Raw genomic sequence first — 15,605 nt, 5'->3', positions numbered from 1 at the left:
AGACACAAGGACATTCGTCATGAAGCAACGCCAAGACGCCTACATCGTCGCAGCCACCCGCACCCCGATCGGCCGCTCCCACCGCGGCTACTTACGCCACACGCGGCCCGACGACCTGCTCGCGACCACGCTGAAAGCGGCCCTCGCGGCCGTGCCGGGCCTGGACCCGAAAGCCATCGAGGACATCGTCTGCGGCTGCGCCATTCCCGAAGCGCAGCAGGGCCTGAACGTGGCGCGCATCGGCGCGGTGCTGGCCGGTCTGCCCACCAGCGTGGGCGGTATCACGGTCAACCGCTTCTGCGCCTCCGGCCTGTCGGCGGTGCAGATGGCGGCCGACCGCATCCGCGTCGGCGAGGCCGAGGTGATGATCGCCGCCGGCGTCGAGAGCATGAGCATGGTGCCCATGATGGGCAACGCGCCTTCGCTGTCGCCCTCCATCTTCGAGCGCGACGGTGACGTGGGCATCGCCTACGGCATGGGCCTGACGGCCGAGAAGGTGGCGCAGCAGTGGAAGGTGAGCCGCGAGGCGCAGGACGCCTTCGCACTGCAGTCGCACCAGCGCGCGCTGGCGGCGCAGAAGGCGGGCGAGTTCGCCGACGAGATCACCCCGATCGAGGTGACCGAGCGCACGCCCGACCTCGGCAGCGGCGAAGCCATCGCCACGACCCGCACCGTGAACCTCGACGAGGGCCCGCGCCCCGATACCACCGCGGAGGGCCTGGCCCGGCTGCGCACCGTTTTCGCCGCGCGCGGTACCGTCACGGCCGGCAACAGTTCGCAGACCTCCGACGGCGCCGGCGCGCTGATCCTGGCCAGCGAGAAGGCCTGCAAGCAGTTCGACCTGCAGCCGCTGGCGCGCTTCGTCAGCTTTGCGAGCAAGGGCGTGCCGCCGCAGATCATGGGCATCGGGCCGATCGAGGCGATCCCGGCGGCGCTGCGCTCTGCCGGCCTCACGCAGGAGGCGATCGACTGGATCGAGCTCAACGAGGCGTTCGCCGCGCAGTCGCTGGCGGTGATCCACAGCCTGGGCCTGGACCCGGCCAAGGTCAACCCGATGGGCGGCGCGATCGCGCTGGGCCATCCGCTGGGCGCCACCGGCGCGATCCGCTCGGCCACGGTGGTGCACGCGCTGCAACGCAAGAAGCTGAAGTACGGCATGGTCACCATGTGCGTGGGCATGGGGCAGGGGGCCGCGGGCATCTTCGAAAGAGTCTGACCCGGCGCTCGCACGCCGGCACCACACCAGAAGGAGACAACGGCATGCAGACGAGAACACTGGAACTGGGGGACGCGGCGCGGATCGCCTTGCGCGTCTACACACCCGGCGCGGCCGACGTGCCGCCGCGCGCGAGCGTGGTGATCGGCGGCGCCATGGGCGTGCGCCAGGCTTTCTACGAGCCCTTCGCGCGCTGGCTCGCGCGGCAGGGGCTGGCGGTCTGGACCTTCGACTACCGCGGTTCGGGCGATTCGCGCCCCGGCGGTACGGAGGCTTCGCTGCGCGGCTTCGAAGCCGACCTCTTCGATTGGGCGCGCGACTACGAGGCGGTGATCGATGCCGCCAAGGCCGCCCGGCCCGAGCGCCCCCTCTATCTGCTGGGCCACAGCCTGGGCGCGCAGCTGCCGGGCTTCCTGGAGCGGCCGGAACAGGTCGACGGGCTGGTCAGCATTGCGGCAGGAAGCGGCTACTGGCGCGAAAACGCGCCGCGGCTCAAGCGCAGCGTGCTCTACTTCTGGTTCGTGCTGGTGCCGCTGGCGACGCGGCTGTGGGGCTACTTTCCCGGGCGCCGGCTGCGCAAGGTCGGCGACCTGCCGCGTGGCGTGATCCTGCAATGGCGGCGCTGGTGCCTGAACCCGCGCTACAGCGTGGGCGCCGAGGGCGAGCTGGCCGCGCGCAGCTACGAGCGCGTGCGTTTCCCGGTTCTGGCGCTGTCCATGACAGATGACGAGCTGATGACGCTGGAAGGCACGCAGAGCCTGCTGGGCCTGTATGCCGCGGCGCCGCGGGCGGTGCAGCGCATCGCGCCGGCCGACGTGCAGGCACACCGCATCGGGCATTTCGGCTTCTTCCGCGAGCAGTTCAGCCTGGACCTGTGGCCGCGCCTGGTGGACAACCTGCAGCGCCTCGCGGCCCTGACCGCGCCGCCGGCGGGCGGCGTCACGCACACGACTGCCTGAACCTACCGGGCGGGAGCACACTGCCATCATGAGCCCACATCCCCTGGACCAGGCGCTGGCACTGGCGCACAGCGATCTGCGCGCAGGCCTCTTCAACGGCACCACCAGCGCCGACTACTGGAACATGGTCGGCCCCTTCGGCGGCACCACCGCGGCCTTGATGTTGCAGGCGGTGCTGAAGCATCCCGAGCTGCTCGGCGCACCGGTGGCCTTGACGGTGAACTACGCCGCGGCGCTGGAGGCCGGTCCCTTCGAAGTGCTGGCCGTACCGGTGCGCACCAACCGCTCGACGCAGCATTGGACGATGCAGATGGCGCAGGCCGATGCCGACGGCAAGCTGCAGGTCGTGGGCACGGCCACGGCGGTCACCGCCCTGCGCCGCGAGACCTGGGGCGCGAACGACCTGCCGATGCCGCAGGTGCCGGCACCGGCCGAGGTCGAGCGCCTGGCCATCGGGCCGGCCAAGGTGGCCTGGGTGGACCGCTACGAGATGCGACCCATCCGCGGCTCCATCCCCACGCGCTGGGACGGCAGCGGCGATCACAGCGAGACCCTCATGTGGCTGCGCGACGCGCCGCCGCGGCCGCTGGACTTCGCCGCGCTCGCGGCGCTGTGCGACGGCTTCTACCCGCGCGTCTGGCTGCGCCGCGCCAAGCCGGTGCCCATCGGCACGGTGTCGATCACCACCTACTTCCACGTCGACGCGACGCAGCTGGCCGAGGTGGGCACGGGCTACCTGCTCGGCCGCGCGGCCGGGCAGCAGTTCCGCAACGGCTACTTCGACCAGGCTGCGCAGCTCTGGAGCCAGGCAGGCGCACTGCTGGCCACTTCGAATCAGATCGTCTACTTCAAGGAATGAAAGGCGTGCAGGCCATGACGAACGCGCGATCGGTAGAGTTCTACTTCGATTTCGGCAGCCCGGCCGCCTACCTGGCCGCGACCCAGTTGCCGCACCTGTGCGCCGATACCGGCGCCGAACTCGTCTGGAAGCCGATGCTGCTCGGCGGCGTGTTCCAGGCCACCGGCAACCGCTCGCCGGTCGAGATCCCGGCCAAGGCCCCTTATGTCTTCGAGGACCTGAAGCGCTTCGCGCGGCGCTACGCCGTGCCCTTCCAGTACAACCCGAACTTCCCGATCAACACGCTGCTGCTGATGCGCGGCGCGACCGGCCTGCAGATGCGGGAGCCGGAGCGCTTCCGAGCTTACGCGGACGCCATGTTCGACGCCATGTGGGTGGCTTCGCGCAACCTCAACGACCCGGCGGTCGTGGGCGAGGTGCTGGCCGAGGCGGGCTTCGATCCCGCCCGGGTGCTGGCGCTGGCCAACGACCCGGACACCAAGAGCCGCCTGAAGGCCGACACCGAGGCGGCGGTGCGCCGCGGCGTGTTCGGGGCCCCGACCCTGTTCGTCGGCGATCAGATGTTCTGGGGCCAGGACCGGCTCGATTTCGTCCGAGAGGCGCTGGGCGCCTGAGGGCGGCCCGATTCTGCACGGCAGGATCCCGGACGGCCCGATACCCCACGTGACAGCAGATCCCTGTTACTTTCTTTTCTTTGCAGAAGGACTCCCTCATGAGCGACATCCTCGTTCACGCCGAAGCCGGTGTGATGACCCTGACCTTCAACCGCCTGGACAAGAAGAACTCCATCACCCGCAGCATGTACGCGGAGCTGGCCGACGCGCTGGAGCGCGCCGAGCAGGACGACACGGTGCGTGCCGTGCTGATCCAGGGCGATGCCACCATCTTCAGCGCCGGCAATGACATCGGCGATTTCCTGAACGCGCCGCCCTCGACGCCGGAGTCGCCGGTGTTCCGCTTCCTGCAGAACATGGCACGCTTTCCCAAGCCGCTGGTGGCGGCCGTGTGCGGCCCGGCGGTGGGCATCGGCACCACGATGCTGTTCCATTGCGACCTGGTCTATGCCGGCGACAACGCGGCCTTTTCCATGCCTTTCGTCAACCTGGGCCTGTGCCCCGAGGCGGCCTCGAGCCTGCTGGTGCCGCAGATGTTCGGCTACCACCGCGCAGCGGAGGCACTGCTGCTGGGCGAACCCTTCATGGCCGAGGCGGCGCTGGAGGTTGGCCTGGTCAACCGCGTGGTGCCGCCCACCGAGGCCAACGCCTTCGCGCAGGCCCAGGCGCGCAAGCTCGCGGCCAAGCCGCTGAGCGCCCTGGTCGAGACCAAGCGCCTGATGAAGAAGGCGCAGCAGCCCGCCGTGGTGGAGCGCATGGGCGAGGAGGGCCAGAGCTTCGGCCGCATGCTGCGCGAGCCGGCGGCCAAGGAGGCCTTCACGGCGTTCATGGAGAAGCGGAAGCCGGACTTCTCGAAGGTGTGAGGTCGCTTAGCCGGAATCGTCGCGTGCGGCGGTTGCCAAACAGGTCGCTTTCGTTTCCAGTCGGAGCGCGGTGGCTCGGGTGCTTGTTCTGGAAATCTCTTTCGATCTCGGCCTCCGGCTTGTCCAGAATGGCCCGCAAGACCAGAACGTCCGGGTCCACGCGCTGCGCATGCACCGGAGCGCCCTGCATGCAAGCTGCCATCACGATGGAGGCAAGCATCGTCCGCGCGACGATGGCGCTTTTCTTCACCAGTGATCCCTCCGCTGCTTTCGGGCCGCAGGAGTAGATGTCGAATCGGATGGCTGGGCAACTACCAACTTTGGTAGGTACGGACCACTTCCAAGCCTGCCCCAGCAAGCGAGAATCCGGCGGGAATGTAGAAGCAGCTCGTCGAATAGCCCAGCGCGGCTTGGGCCTCACTGCTTGCCGTACAGGTGCTCAACGTTAATCGGCGTGACCGATGGCCAGTTGGTAACGTCAGGATCGTGAATCCTCCCGGCATGTGTCTTGTCGGGCGCGGATTCCAGGGGCTTCGGTGTGAGGTCGCAAGCGCGCGCTCGGTCAAACCCAGGATCGAGTCGCGACGCGTGCCTCAGTGAGGATGTGCGGCTCCCAAGGGAGAAAAGGCGCTGTCGGGCAAACAACGTCACAGACCGCGAACGTTATAACGTCTGAACATCGCAAATTTGATATGCTATGGCGATTCGCTACCTACGTGACCGCACATGGCAGACGGGAGGTCCAGGACATCATTGACAGGTATGGCGACGATGATCGCGAAGCTTTTGCACGCGCCGTGGCCCACCTGGCTCAATCGTCCAGGGACAAATGGGACGAGCCTCATGCGAAAAAGCTCAAGGGCAAGCCCTTTCTGTATGAAGTTCGGTATCGCGCAAATCGCTGCGCCACTCGAGCCCTCGGCTTCTTTGGGCCAAACGAAGAGACATTCACGATCACACTGATCTGTACCCATAAGCAGAACATCTATGCCCCGCCGGATGCCATTAACTCTGCCGAAGCCAGAGCGAAGCTCGTCAAAGACGGAACCAGTTCGACAGTACCTCTCCAAATCGACGGAGAAGACTTTCCTCCGAATGAAGACTAGGCCTTCTGCGCGGCACGCCTATGTCAAGGCGGAGGTGGTAACCGCCCTCGCTCACCAGGTGAAGACGATCCGCACGCTGCGCGGTTGGACTCAGGTCCAATTGGCAAAGCGACTAGGTACTACACAGGCAGCGGTATCACGCCTGGAAGACCCATCGTATGGCCGGGTCACACTCAAGACGCTGTTTGATCTCGCGTCCGTCTTTGACACTGGTTTGCAAGTGAACTTTGTGTCGCTGATCTCCATGCTGCACCACACCTTTGTACCGGATGTGTCGAGGAGGGAGGTTCCATCGTTTGAGGAGGAGGCTCCTTTCGTATGCTTCTATAGCAGTGGAGAGCGGCCGGCGACCCTTCCGCTTGCCTCGAATCTGAAAGCAGAGGTCATCAACCTCGACCTTACCTCCCAAGCTGCGATGCCATACACGACTGCGTCGTTCCCAAGCAGCGCATCGGGTCGGCTCTCCTTAACCCTCAATCCGATTGGACCCCATGCCTGAACAAGCGACCACCCCTGAAAAGTCTCCACGCTTTCTTCGAGGAATGTCCCCCACCATTTACGTAGAAGGCATGTCTCAACTGATGGTCGGCTTTCCCAACAGCCGTATGCTGTGGCACAGCTTTGTTGCCCAAGACCCGGGCGGAGAAGAAACGCGTCAAATTGCCTGTGAGCTGATCATTCCAACGGCCGCCATGGTCGATACCGCAAGAATGTTGATAACCCATCTTGCAGCTAACAAGGCTCAGTTGGAGGCCACGGGAGCGGAGTGGCTCAAGCGGACCGCTGACTTGCTCGCCTCCCTTGAGCCCATCCCAGGAGCGAGTACTGGAGTAACGGGACAAAAGTACGCTGGGCTGGATTCCAAGTGAGCGCCTTTTGGGGCACCGGTCCAAATGCTGACGGGCTCATCCTGGGGCGCGCGGACGGGATACAGTTTCACGCGCTTCTAATCCGAGTACGCCCTCGCACTCGCACAGCAGCAACGCGCAACTGGATAGCTGGCACATAGTCGAGTTTATGTCGGGGCCTCGTGCACGGAGCCAGCGGGAGAATTTCCTCTCGTTGTACCCCCGCCCCCAAACCTCCTCAGCCCCATCGAACCGGTCGCACCCAAAGGGGCTCCCATCAACATTGCGCCCCAAAAGGCCAGGCGGTCCGTTTGCTGCCCGCCGCCTGAGATGCCCAAGGCCTAAGAGCCAGCCTCGCCGGCCTGCGCGATCGGCCGCGGCCGCCCGTTCGCGTCGATGGCCACGTAGGTGAAGGTGGCCTCGGTCACCTTGATGTACTCGCCCTGGGCCTTGAAGCGCTCGGCGAAGACCTCCACCGTGACGGTGACCGAGGTGCGGCCGATGCGCACCAGCTTCGAGTAGAAGGAAAGGATGTCGCCCAGCCGCACGGGCTGCTTGAACACGAACTCGTTGACCGCGACGGTGGCCATGCGCCCCTTGGCGTAGCGCGCCGGGATGACGGAGCCGGCCAGATCGCACTGCGCCATCACCCAGCCGCCGAAGATGTCGCCGTTGGCGTTGACGTCGGCCGGCATGGGAATGACCTTGAGCACCAGCTCCATGTCGTCGGGCAAGCTCTTGAGCGGTGTGGCCACATGGGCACTGGAAGATTCGGACATGGGCACAATCTCGGAAAAAACAGCCACGATTGTCATCCATGCGCCGCAGCGGCGAAGCCCTTTCTTCTCTCCACCCTGGTCCCGCGGATGCGCCCGCGCGCGCCGACCGTTCCGATTGGGCCACCCTGCGGCGCTTGTTCCCATACCTCTGGCGCTACAAGTGGCGCGTGCTGGCCGCGCTGCTCTTCATGGTCGGCGCCAAGGTCGCCAATGTCGGCGTGCCGGTGCTGCTCAAGAACCTGGTCGACACCATGACGCCCAAGCCCGACATGGCCCAGGCGCTCCTGGTGGTGCCCCTCGCGCTGCTGCTGGCCTACGGGCTGCTGCGCTTTTCGACCTCCCTGTTCACCGAGCTGCGCGAGCTGGTGTTCGCCAAGGCCACCGAGGGCGCGGCGCGCAGCATTTCGCTGGAGGTGTTCCGCCACCTGCACGCGCTGTCGCTGCGCTTTCACCTGGAGCGGCAGACCGGCGGCATGACACGCGACATCGAGCGCGGCACGCGCGGCGTGCATTCGCTCATCTCGATGTCGCTTTACAGCATCGTGCCGACCCTCATCGAGCTGACACTGGTGCTGGCCATCCTCGGCATCAAGTTCGACGCGGCCTTCGTCTGGATCACCGGCGTGGCGCTGGTGCTGTACATCGCTTTCACGGTGACGGTGACCGAATGGCGCACGCAGTTCCGCAAGACCATGAACGAGCTCGACTCGGTGGCGCAGAGCCGCGCCATCGACTCACTGCTGAACTACGAGACGGTCAAGTACTTCAATAACGAGGAGTTCGAGGCCGGCCGCTACGACGCCAGCCTGGACCGTTACCGCCGCGCCGCCATCAAGAGCCAGCGGACGCTGAGCCTGCTCAACACCGGTCAGCAGTTGCTGATCGCCATCAGCCTGGTGCTGATGCTGTGGCGCGCCACCGCGGGCGTGGCGGACGGGCGCATGACGCTGGGCGACCTGGTCATGGTCAACGCTTTCATGATCCAGATGTACATCCCGCTCAACTTCCTGGGCGTGATCTACCGCGAGATCAAGCAGAGCCTCACCGACCTGGACAAGATGTTCCTGCTGCTGGAGAAGGAGCGCGAGGTGCGCGACGCGCCCGGCGCGCAGCCGCTGGCGGGGCGCGATGCCACGGTGCGCTTCGAGGACGTGAGCTTCGCCTACGAACCGGCACGGCCGATCCTCAAGCACGTCAGCTTCGAGATCCCCGCCGGCAAGACCGTGGCGGTCGTCGGCCCCTCGGGTTCGGGCAAGTCCACGCTGGCCCGGTTGCTCTACCGCTTCTACGACGTCCAGGAAGGCCGGATCGTTATCGGCGGCGAGGACATCCGGCACGTGACGCAGGCCAGCGTGCGCCAGGCGATCGGCATCGTGCCGCAGGACACGGTGCTCTTCAACGACACCATCGAATACAACATCGCCTACGGCCGTCCCGGCGCGAGCCACGACGAGGTGGAGGCAGCGGCGCGCGCCGCGCGCATCCACGACTTCATCAGCTCCACGCCCAAGGGTTACCAGACGATGGTCGGCGAGCGCGGCCTCAAGCTGTCGGGCGGAGAGAAGCAGCGCGTGGCGATCGCGCGCACCTTGCTGAAGAACCCGCCGATCCTGATCTTCGACGAGGCCACCTCGGCGCTGGACTCGGCCAACGAGCGGGCGATCCAGGCCGAGCTCAAGAGCGCCGCGCAGAACAAGACCACGCTGGTCATCGCGCACCGGCTTTCCACCGTGGTGGACGCGCACGAGATCCTCGTGCTCGAGGGCGGCGTGATCGTGGAGCGCGGCACGCACCTGCAACTGCTGGCGCGGGATGGCCGCTATGCGCAAATGTGGGCGCTGCAGCAGATCGAGGCTGCCGAGCCCGTTCTTTGACTTCCATCTTCTCCAAAGACCCGATGCCCGACAAGATTCCCCTCCTTGTACTGAATGGCCTCTCAAAGGAACACCTGGCCCAGATCGCCGCCGTCTACGACGTGACCTACGCGCCCACGGCTGCCGAGCGCGCCGCGGCTGTCGCGCAGCACGGCGCAAGATTCCGCGCCGTGTTGACCATCGGCGTGATCGGCGTCACGCCCGAAGAGATCGCGGCCATGCCGAAGCTGGAACTGATCTGCGCACTGGGCGCCGGGTACGAATGCGTTCCCCTCGATGCCGCGCGCGCCCGCGGCATCGTGGTCGCCAACGGCGCCGGCACCAACGACGACTGCGTGGCCGACCATGCCTTCGGCCTGCTGATCGCGGCCGTGCGCAACTTCCACAGCCTCGACAGGCTCTGCCGCGAGGGCGTGTGGCGCGACGCCATCGCATCGCCGGCCAATGTCTCGGGCAAGCGCCTGGGCATCCTCGGCCTGGGCACGATCGGCCAGAAGATCGCGAAGCGCGGCGCCGCCTTCGACATGCCGATCGGCTACCACAACCGCAAGCCGCGCGAGGGCGTGGCGCACCGCTACTTCGACAGCCTGAAGGCGCTGGCCACCTGGGCCGACGTGCTGGTACTGGCCACACCCGGCGGGCCTGCCACACGGCATCTCGTGAATGCGGAGGTTCTCGATGCGCTGGGGCCACAAGGGTGGCTGGTCAACATCTCCCGCGGCAGCGTGGTCGACACGGAGGCACTCGCCGCCGCCTTGCGCGAAGGCCGCCTGGCGGGCGCGGGCATCGATGTCTACGAAAGCGAGCCGAATCGGCCGGAGGCGCTGATCGGCCTGGACAACGTGATCATCACGCCGCACGTGGCGGGCTGGTCACCCGAGGCCACGCAAGCCTCGGTGGATCGCTTCATGGCGAATGCCCAGGGGCACTTCGCGGGACGGGGCGTGGTGTCGCCCGTCTAGGGCCTGTGACGTAACAGGTCCGGGTCCCCCGGATTCAGATGCGCTGATGTTTGGTCGACGAGGCGTCGTGTCCGTCGTCCTCCCGGCCTCGCTTGAGGGTGGTCGCAGGCGCATCGGCTTCCATGGGCGCGAACGCCTGTGGGTCCGTTGCAAGCGCGCCCGGATCGATATCCATGGAGGTCGCGGCTTCGTCGGGGTCTTTGATCTCCGGGCGGGAGGATCGCAGTGCCTTGTCAAGCCAGTCCATCATCAACCCGACCACACTTTGCTTGAGCGCCTGGTAGTCCTTCCGAGCCGTCAACTTCGCGCCTGCTGTGCGCAGCTGCCTGAACAACGTGAAGATGACCGCATCGGGCTCGAACAGAGTCTTGAAGTAGTTACCGAAAACCTTCGAACCGACCGAGTCCTTCGACATTTCAGCCTCGAAGACCTCGCGGGTCCGCACGACCGAGCCGTGCGTCAGCTGAGTCAGCGACGCGGCAATCAACTTGCCTTGGTTGATCGCGTCGATCACGAAGGGCGCCATGGATTGCGAGAATGCCGTTGCGGAATTCCCAGTCATCCCTCTCGCCTCGGCGACGGCTTCGAGCGTGCGACGAATCCCCGCCTGCAGGCTGGCGCGCTGCATCTTCGTATTGCGCTTCAGCACCGCCCCGATGAGATTCATGCGGTCGTTGAAGTCTGTACAGCTTCTATCGGGCTGGGCAGCGTATACCGCCCTTAGGGTGTGGTTTTCCAGCAGGCGCTCGTTGAGCATCGGCTGATTGCGAGGGTGATCGACAATGCCTTCGAGCGCGGTGGCCGGCAATGCGAGCGAAATGAGCCCGAGTCGCTGATCGAACAATGCAGCGGCTGCAGGGGAATAGGAAGACGACATAGACGCTCCCGTGAGTCGGAAATCACGCACCCGGCTTTCGCCCGCGCTGGAGACCAGCGCCTGCATCACCTGTATTCCCCAAGCGCTCGCCGGCACGCGGATGGTTTCGACGGCCCCTCTGCGGATCCATTCGTCGAACTGGCAGTTCATCGCCGTTCCGCGGTGGAACGAGCCTTCCACGACGAGGGACGCGAGCGTGCTGTTGGTCTGCAGCCTGTCGAAGAAGTCCGGTGGCAGGATATGCCACATCAGCCCCGCCGGGGCGGCGCCCGCTGTCCCGAGACGAACATCATTCACCCTGGGATTGCCGAAGAGTGCCCGGCCGAGCTCGGAGGGGATGTTCGCCCCGTTGACGCGGATCCGCACGCCCGTGGAGAGCATGTCGGGGGATTCCAGGAATTCAACGAGCTCGTCCATGCGAGCTTGTGTCGTCACCGAGACAGCAAATGTTCCGACTTCGATTCCGGCCTTCCTCAGTTGCCTGAGGATCGGGATGGGATCGTTGTGCATGTTCACGGGGCAGTTGCTCGCCAGATTGAGAAAGCCCGCAAAGCCATACTCGACTTGCATGCTGAGCAGAACATCCAGCTGATTTGCTTCCAGGCACCACAACGCGATGGCTTGGAAATGCTCCAGATGAGGTTCCTGGCGGAACAAAAGGAAGTTCTCGGCTGGCTTCGGTATTCCTGGAAGTGCCAGGAGCATCTCCGTGAGCGGAACAAGACATGGCCATGGATCGTAGTCCCGCATGTGATCCTTGGGAGGGGGGCTGGCCTTGTCGGGCGGCAGTGCCCGGCGGCCGATGCGACCGGGAGGCAGCATGTCGTTCTGCAGGTCCGCGAAGCCTGTGGTCAGGGCCGCATCGAAGGCGGCCTCGAACTGTTGGCGAGCTTCGGCAAGCACGATCTCCAGCACCCATTCATCGAGGCGGGGCCCCCACTGGCCGAACACGAAGTTGAGCAGGCGATTCAAGGTCAGAACGCCGCTGCTGAAGGTGTCGTCCATGTAGGCGCGCAGGGTCTGCTGCGCCGACCGCATGAGCTCCGTCGCCATCGCCACCTTCGGATTGACGCCTGTGTTCACCGCCATCAGGATTCGCCGGTTTCTCTGGAGGCCGTTTGCGATTGTCGGACTGGTTTCGTCAAGCGGTAGCGGCGTTCCGTTCGCCTGCCGCACCGCGAGGTTTTGCAGTTCGAAGTTATGTTCGACGGCGGCGGCGATCTCGCAGAGCCACTCGTCGACATCTTCGTCCTCGTCACAGGGCGGAAGTGTCAATTGCAAGACCCCTGGCTGCGCACAAATGAATCGCGGGGCGAGTTGGCCGGCGCCCTTGAACCAGCGCACGAGTTGCAGATCCCTGACGGCGTGCTGTCCCTGAAGATTCACGAGCTCCCCGCAGAAGGTGGCGGCGAAGCTGCCCGCGCCGAGAACGATGCAGCAGAGGGCCCTGTTCGCCAGCCATTGCCGAACGAGACCGGCTGGCAGTTCGGCATCGAACGAGCCGTCCATCTCCAGCCATTCGATCGAGTCGTTGCTCCACGCCCTGGAGAAGAAGCCATCCTCCAGTTTCGCGCATGAACTGTCGTCGTCGGAGAGGTGGCCTCGCAGTGTCAGGTGGCGAAGCGTCGGCATCGACAGGATGCATCGCCCGAGCTCCTTTGGAACGACCACGTCGGACGCATGGGCCGACAGGTCGATCGACAGGCCTCGTGGCCCGTCCTGTCCCAGGCTGTCGAGGTAGGTGCACAGCGCCATCGCATGGTGCGCGTTGCGAAGTTGCACGTTCAGCTCTGTGCAGCGGATGCCATGGCGCTGCAGCGAGTCCAGCATCGAGGAGACGCCCGACATGCCGAGCCACTCCGGTTCGTTGGAAGCCTGCACGTGCAGGGCACCCGTGAAACCCCTGCGCTTCTGCATGTCGCGGACGACGGGCATCGCGTCATTGGCATGGCACCAGCCGGCGATGTGGCTGAACGCCGAAGCCGGGGGCAGGCATCCATCCATGTAGAACGCGCGCAACGCGGGCGGCGCGTCCGGTGCGTCGAGGAAATCGAGATTCGGCAGGCTCGTGCACGGCGGCAGGTGCGGGCGCAAAGAGTGGGGGCTGCTGGATTGAAGGTGCATGTTGTCGAGGACCTGAGACCAGGAGTGAGAACGGATGAGCGGAGGCCTTGCATCGCTCGTTGCTCGTCCCGAGCGCGGAAACTCAGTAACTCCCCAGGAGGCGAGGTTCCGGACATGCCGTTGCGCATCGAGCGCGTCCCCGATCCCGGCCGCCGAAGCGCAAGGACGGCAGGCGGGACCCGGCCATAATCGCCGCCCATGGAAACCAAGTGGCTCGAAGACTTCGTGAGCCTCGCCGAGACGCGCAGCTTCAGCCGCTCGGCGCAGTTGCGTCACGTCACCCAGCCGGCCTTCTCGCGCCGCATCCAGGCGCTGGAGGGCTGGGCCGGCACCGACCTGGTGGACCGCAGTTCCTACCCCACCCGCCTCACCCCCGCCGGCCAGACGCTCTACGGCCAGGCCATCGAGATGCTGCAGGCTCTGCAGAGCACCCGCGCCATGCTGCGCGGCCATGCGGCCGCGGGGCAGGACGTGATCGAGGTCGCGGTGCCGCACACCCTGGCCTTCACCTTTTTCCCGGCCTGGGTCACGAGCCTGCGCGAGCGGTTCGGCCCGCTCAAGAGCCGCCTCATCGCCCTGAACGTGCACGACGCCGTGCTGCGCCTGGTGGAAGGCAGCTGCGACCTGCTGATTGCCTATCACCATCCCTCGCAGCCCCTGCCGCTCGACGCCACGCGTTACGAGATGGTGAGCCTGGGGCAGGAGGTGGTCGCGCCCTGGGTCAAGCCCGATGCCGATGGGGCGCCGCGCTTCCGCCTCCCGGGCCGGGCGGGCCAGCCGCTGCCTTACCTGGGCTACGCGCCCGGCGCCTACCTGGGGCGGGTGGTCGATCAGCTGCTGAAGGAGTCGCGCACCGCCATCCACCTCGACCGCGTCTACGAGACCGACATGGCCGAGGGCCTCAAGGTGATGGCGCTGGAAGGGCACGGCATCGCCTTCCTGCCCCAAAGCGCGGTGCGCAGGGAAGTGCGGGCAGGCACCCTGGTCAGCGCCTTGCCGCCCGACATCGACAGGCTGGAGGCCACGATGGAAATCCGGGCCTACCGTGAGCGGCCGGCCGCCTCGGGCGCGGCCCGGCCGGGCGGACGCGCCGGAAGCAAGGGGGAGGGCGCCGTCCCGGGCGCCACCAAGAGCACGGCGGATGCCCTCTGGGCCTACCTGGTCGGCACCCAGCCCAAAGCGTGATCGGCTGGCAGGAAGGGCGCCGGCAGCAACCGGCAGGCGCGGATTTGGTGCAGCGCACAAACTATGACGCCGCGGCATGCCGACCGTCGCAATGCGCATTTGCCTCGCGCTGGCGGCGCCTCTACAGTCGTGCCCGCATTCGGTTGTCATTCGATTGGAGCACGCGCCTTGCGCGTGTTTTTTTTCGGGCACAAAGGCTGCTTTGGCAGACCGGGCCGGCAGATGGCCGCATCCGGGTGGAGCGCAGTGGAAACTGACAGGTCGACCATGGTGCGATATGCACCGGGTTGGCCCGGGTATGGCGCAGAATGCGGCTGTCTAGAATTTGTGTATCTCAGTCACAGGAGTTTTCCTTATGAAGAAGCAGGTATTGGCATTGGCCGTGATGGCACTCGCCGCCGGAGGCGCCTTCGCGCAAGCCAATGACACCCTGGCCAAGATCAAGGCCAGCGGCAGCGTCACCATGGGCGTGCGCGATTCGTCCGGTGCGCTGGCCTACACCATCGGTGACGGCAAGTACGTCGGCTTCCACACCGAAATGGCGGAAAAGATCCTGGCCGACATCCAGAAGCAGCTCGGTCTGCCCAAGCTCGAGATCAAGAAGCAGCTGGTCACCTCGCAGAACCGCATTCCCCTGGTGCAGAACGGCACCGTCGACCTCGAATGCGGATCGACCACCAACAACGCCACCCGCCAGAAGGACGTCGACTTCGCCGTCACGACCTACGTCGAGGAGGTGCGCATCGCCGTGAAGGCGAACTCCAACATCAATTCCATCAAGGACCTGAACGGCAAGAACGTGGTCACCACCACCGGCACGACCTCGGTCCAGACCCTGCGCAAGAACGAGCGCGCATCGGGCATCGACTTCAAGGAAGTGATGGGCAAGGACCACGCCGACAGCTTCCTGCTGCTGGAATCCGGCCGTGCCGACGCCTTCGTGATGGATGGCCAGATCCTGGCCGGCAACATCTCCAAGTCGAAGAACCCGGCCGACTTCAAGATCGTCGGCGACGTCCTGTCGGTCGAGCCGATCGCCTGCATGGTGCGCAAGGGCGACACCGCCTTCCTGAAGGCCGTGGACGACAGCATCAAGGCCCAGATCAAGGACGGCTCTCTGGCCAAGCTCTACGACAAGTGGTTCATGCAGCCGATCCCGCCGACCAACACCAAGGTCGGCCTGCCGCTGTCGGAAGCCACCAAGGCGGCCTGGGCCAACCCCAACAACAAGCCGATGGAAGAGTACGTCAAGAAGTGATCGGCATGGGCTGAATCGACGAACGCCCGCCCATTGCGGCGGGCGTTTGTTTTCAGGTTTGTTTTCTTCTTCACCTAACAA

The 15,605-nt window shown here is 65.6% G+C and carries 14 protein-coding genes; 12 read left to right on the top strand and 2 right to left on the bottom strand.

Translation table 11 applies throughout. The annotated features are described in order from the left end of the window. Window positions 1–19 precede the first annotated feature (19 nt). From ABEA07_RS18665 to ABEA07_RS18630, 8 genes are all read left to right on the top strand, one after another. On the top strand, window positions 20–1,216 hold the full coding sequence (locus tag ABEA07_RS18665; RefSeq protein WP_345539703.1) for an acetyl-CoA C-acyltransferase: 1,197 nt from the start codon (window positions 20–22) through the stop codon (window positions 1,214–1,216). A 44-nt stretch (window positions 1,217–1,260) separates the two neighbouring features. Beyond that, window positions 1,261–2,175 carry an alpha/beta hydrolase family protein gene (locus tag ABEA07_RS18660; RefSeq protein ID WP_345539702.1) on the top strand — a complete coding sequence of 305 codons (915 nt, stop codon included), beginning with the start codon at window positions 1,261–1,263 and terminating at the stop codon, window positions 2,173–2,175. Window positions 2,176–2,203: 28 nt separating this feature from the next. Further along, a complete protein-coding gene (locus tag ABEA07_RS18655) occupies window positions 2,204–3,034 on the top strand; it encodes an acyl-CoA thioesterase (RefSeq protein ID WP_345539701.1) in 831 nt (276 codons plus the stop codon). A 14-nt stretch (window positions 3,035–3,048) separates the two neighbouring features. Then, complete coding sequence (locus ABEA07_RS18650) at window positions 3,049–3,648, top strand: 2-hydroxychromene-2-carboxylate isomerase (RefSeq protein ID WP_345539700.1); 600 nt, start codon at window positions 3,049–3,051, stop codon at window positions 3,646–3,648. 98 nt (window positions 3,649–3,746) lie between these two features. Then, window positions 3,747–4,511 carry an enoyl-CoA hydratase gene (locus ABEA07_RS18645; protein ID WP_345539699.1) on the top strand — a complete coding sequence of 255 codons (765 nt, stop codon included), beginning with the start codon at window positions 3,747–3,749 and terminating at the stop codon, window positions 4,509–4,511. A 716-nt stretch (window positions 4,512–5,227) separates the two neighbouring features. Then, on the top strand, window positions 5,228–5,617 hold the full coding sequence (locus tag ABEA07_RS18640) for a type II toxin-antitoxin system RelE/ParE family toxin (protein ID WP_345539698.1): 390 nt from the start codon (window positions 5,228–5,230) through the stop codon (window positions 5,615–5,617). Beyond that, on the top strand, window positions 5,607–6,116 hold the full coding sequence (locus ABEA07_RS18635; protein WP_345539697.1) for a helix-turn-helix transcriptional regulator: 510 nt from the start codon (window positions 5,607–5,609) through the stop codon (window positions 6,114–6,116). The genes ABEA07_RS18640 and ABEA07_RS18635 overlap by 11 nt, the downstream gene beginning before the upstream one ends. Further along, on the top strand, window positions 6,109–6,486 hold the full coding sequence (locus ABEA07_RS18630; RefSeq protein ID WP_345539696.1) for a hypothetical protein: 378 nt from the start codon (window positions 6,109–6,111) through the stop codon (window positions 6,484–6,486). Before ABEA07_RS18635 ends, ABEA07_RS18630 begins: the two co-directional genes overlap by 8 nt. Before the next feature lie 320 nt (window positions 6,487–6,806). Here the strand turns inward: ABEA07_RS18630 and ABEA07_RS18625 are convergent, their stop codons facing one another. Then, window positions 6,807–7,244 (bottom strand): acyl-CoA thioesterase, encoded by a 438-nt coding sequence (locus tag ABEA07_RS18625; protein WP_345539695.1) that lies wholly within the window; start codon window positions 7,242–7,244, stop codon window positions 6,807–6,809. A 38-nt stretch (window positions 7,245–7,282) separates the two neighbouring features. On the opposite strand from ABEA07_RS18625, the gene ABEA07_RS18620 reads away from it, so the two are divergent. Then, window positions 7,283–9,118 carry an ABCB family ABC transporter ATP-binding protein/permease gene (locus tag ABEA07_RS18620; protein ID WP_345539694.1) on the top strand — a complete coding sequence of 612 codons (1,836 nt, stop codon included), beginning with the start codon at window positions 7,283–7,285 and terminating at the stop codon, window positions 9,116–9,118. A gap of 23 nt (window positions 9,119–9,141) precedes the next feature. After that, window positions 9,142–10,080 (top strand): 2-hydroxyacid dehydrogenase, encoded by a 939-nt coding sequence (locus ABEA07_RS18615; RefSeq protein WP_345539693.1) that lies wholly within the window; start codon window positions 9,142–9,144, stop codon window positions 10,078–10,080. Between the two features lie 34 nt (window positions 10,081–10,114). On the opposite strand, the gene ABEA07_RS18610 is transcribed toward ABEA07_RS18615, so the two are convergent. Continuing rightward, window positions 10,115–13,081: a hypothetical protein gene (locus tag ABEA07_RS18610; protein ID WP_345539692.1), complete on the bottom strand. Its 2,967-nt coding sequence runs from the start codon at window positions 13,079–13,081 to the stop codon at window positions 10,115–10,117. 198 nt (window positions 13,082–13,279) lie between these two features. On the opposite strand from ABEA07_RS18610, the gene ABEA07_RS18605 reads away from it, so the two are divergent. Next, complete coding sequence (locus ABEA07_RS18605; protein ID WP_345539691.1) at window positions 13,280–14,266, top strand: LysR substrate-binding domain-containing protein; 987 nt, start codon at window positions 13,280–13,282, stop codon at window positions 14,264–14,266. A 355-nt stretch (window positions 14,267–14,621) separates the two neighbouring features. Further along, window positions 14,622–15,524 carry an amino acid ABC transporter substrate-binding protein gene (locus ABEA07_RS18600; RefSeq protein WP_345539690.1) on the top strand — a complete coding sequence of 301 codons (903 nt, stop codon included), beginning with the start codon at window positions 14,622–14,624 and terminating at the stop codon, window positions 15,522–15,524. The last annotated feature ends 81 nt before the right edge of the window (window positions 15,525–15,605 follow it).

The sequence above is a fragment of the Variovorax defluvii genome (genome assembly GCF_039541515.1).
Taxonomy (GTDB): Bacteria; Pseudomonadota; Gammaproteobacteria; order Burkholderiales; family Burkholderiaceae_C; genus Variovorax; species Variovorax defluvii.
The sequence above is the reverse complement of the archived record's forward strand: the minus strand, read 5'-3'. Positions and strand labels throughout refer to the sequence as shown.

Bases quoted from the DNA above. Each gene is read 5' to 3' on its own strand.
- ABEA07_RS18600 (WP_345539690.1), top strand. From the start codon at position 14,622: ATGAAGAAGCAGGTATTGGCATTGGCCGTGATGGCACTCGCCGCCGGA.
- ABEA07_RS18665 (WP_345539703.1), top strand. From the start codon at position 20: ATGAAGCAACGCCAAGACGCCTACATCGTCGCAGCCACCCGCACCCCG.
- ABEA07_RS18645 (WP_345539699.1), top strand. From the start codon at position 3,747: ATGAGCGACATCCTCGTTCACGCCGAAGCCGGTGTGATGACCCTGACC.
- ABEA07_RS18605 (WP_345539691.1), top strand. From the start codon at position 13,280: ATGGAAACCAAGTGGCTCGAAGACTTCGTGAGCCTCGCCGAGACGCGC.
- ABEA07_RS18655 (WP_345539701.1), top strand. From the start codon at position 2,204: ATGAGCCCACATCCCCTGGACCAGGCGCTGGCACTGGCGCACAGCGAT.
- ABEA07_RS18620 (WP_345539694.1), top strand. From the start codon at position 7,283: ATGCGCCGCAGCGGCGAAGCCCTTTCTTCTCTCCACCCTGGTCCCGCG.
- ABEA07_RS18610 (WP_345539692.1), bottom strand. From the start codon at position 13,081: ATGCACCTTCAATCCAGCAGCCCCCACTCTTTGCGCCCGCACCTGCCG.
- ABEA07_RS18625 (WP_345539695.1), bottom strand. From the start codon at position 7,244: ATGTCCGAATCTTCCAGTGCCCATGTGGCCACACCGCTCAAGAGCTTG.
- ABEA07_RS18650 (WP_345539700.1), top strand. From the start codon at position 3,049: ATGACGAACGCGCGATCGGTAGAGTTCTACTTCGATTTCGGCAGCCCG.
- ABEA07_RS18630 (WP_345539696.1), top strand. From the start codon at position 6,109: ATGCCTGAACAAGCGACCACCCCTGAAAAGTCTCCACGCTTTCTTCGA.
- ABEA07_RS18615 (WP_345539693.1), top strand. From the start codon at position 9,142: ATGCCCGACAAGATTCCCCTCCTTGTACTGAATGGCCTCTCAAAGGAA.
- ABEA07_RS18635 (WP_345539697.1), top strand. From the start codon at position 5,607: ATGAAGACTAGGCCTTCTGCGCGGCACGCCTATGTCAAGGCGGAGGTG.
- ABEA07_RS18660 (WP_345539702.1), top strand. From the start codon at position 1,261: ATGCAGACGAGAACACTGGAACTGGGGGACGCGGCGCGGATCGCCTTG.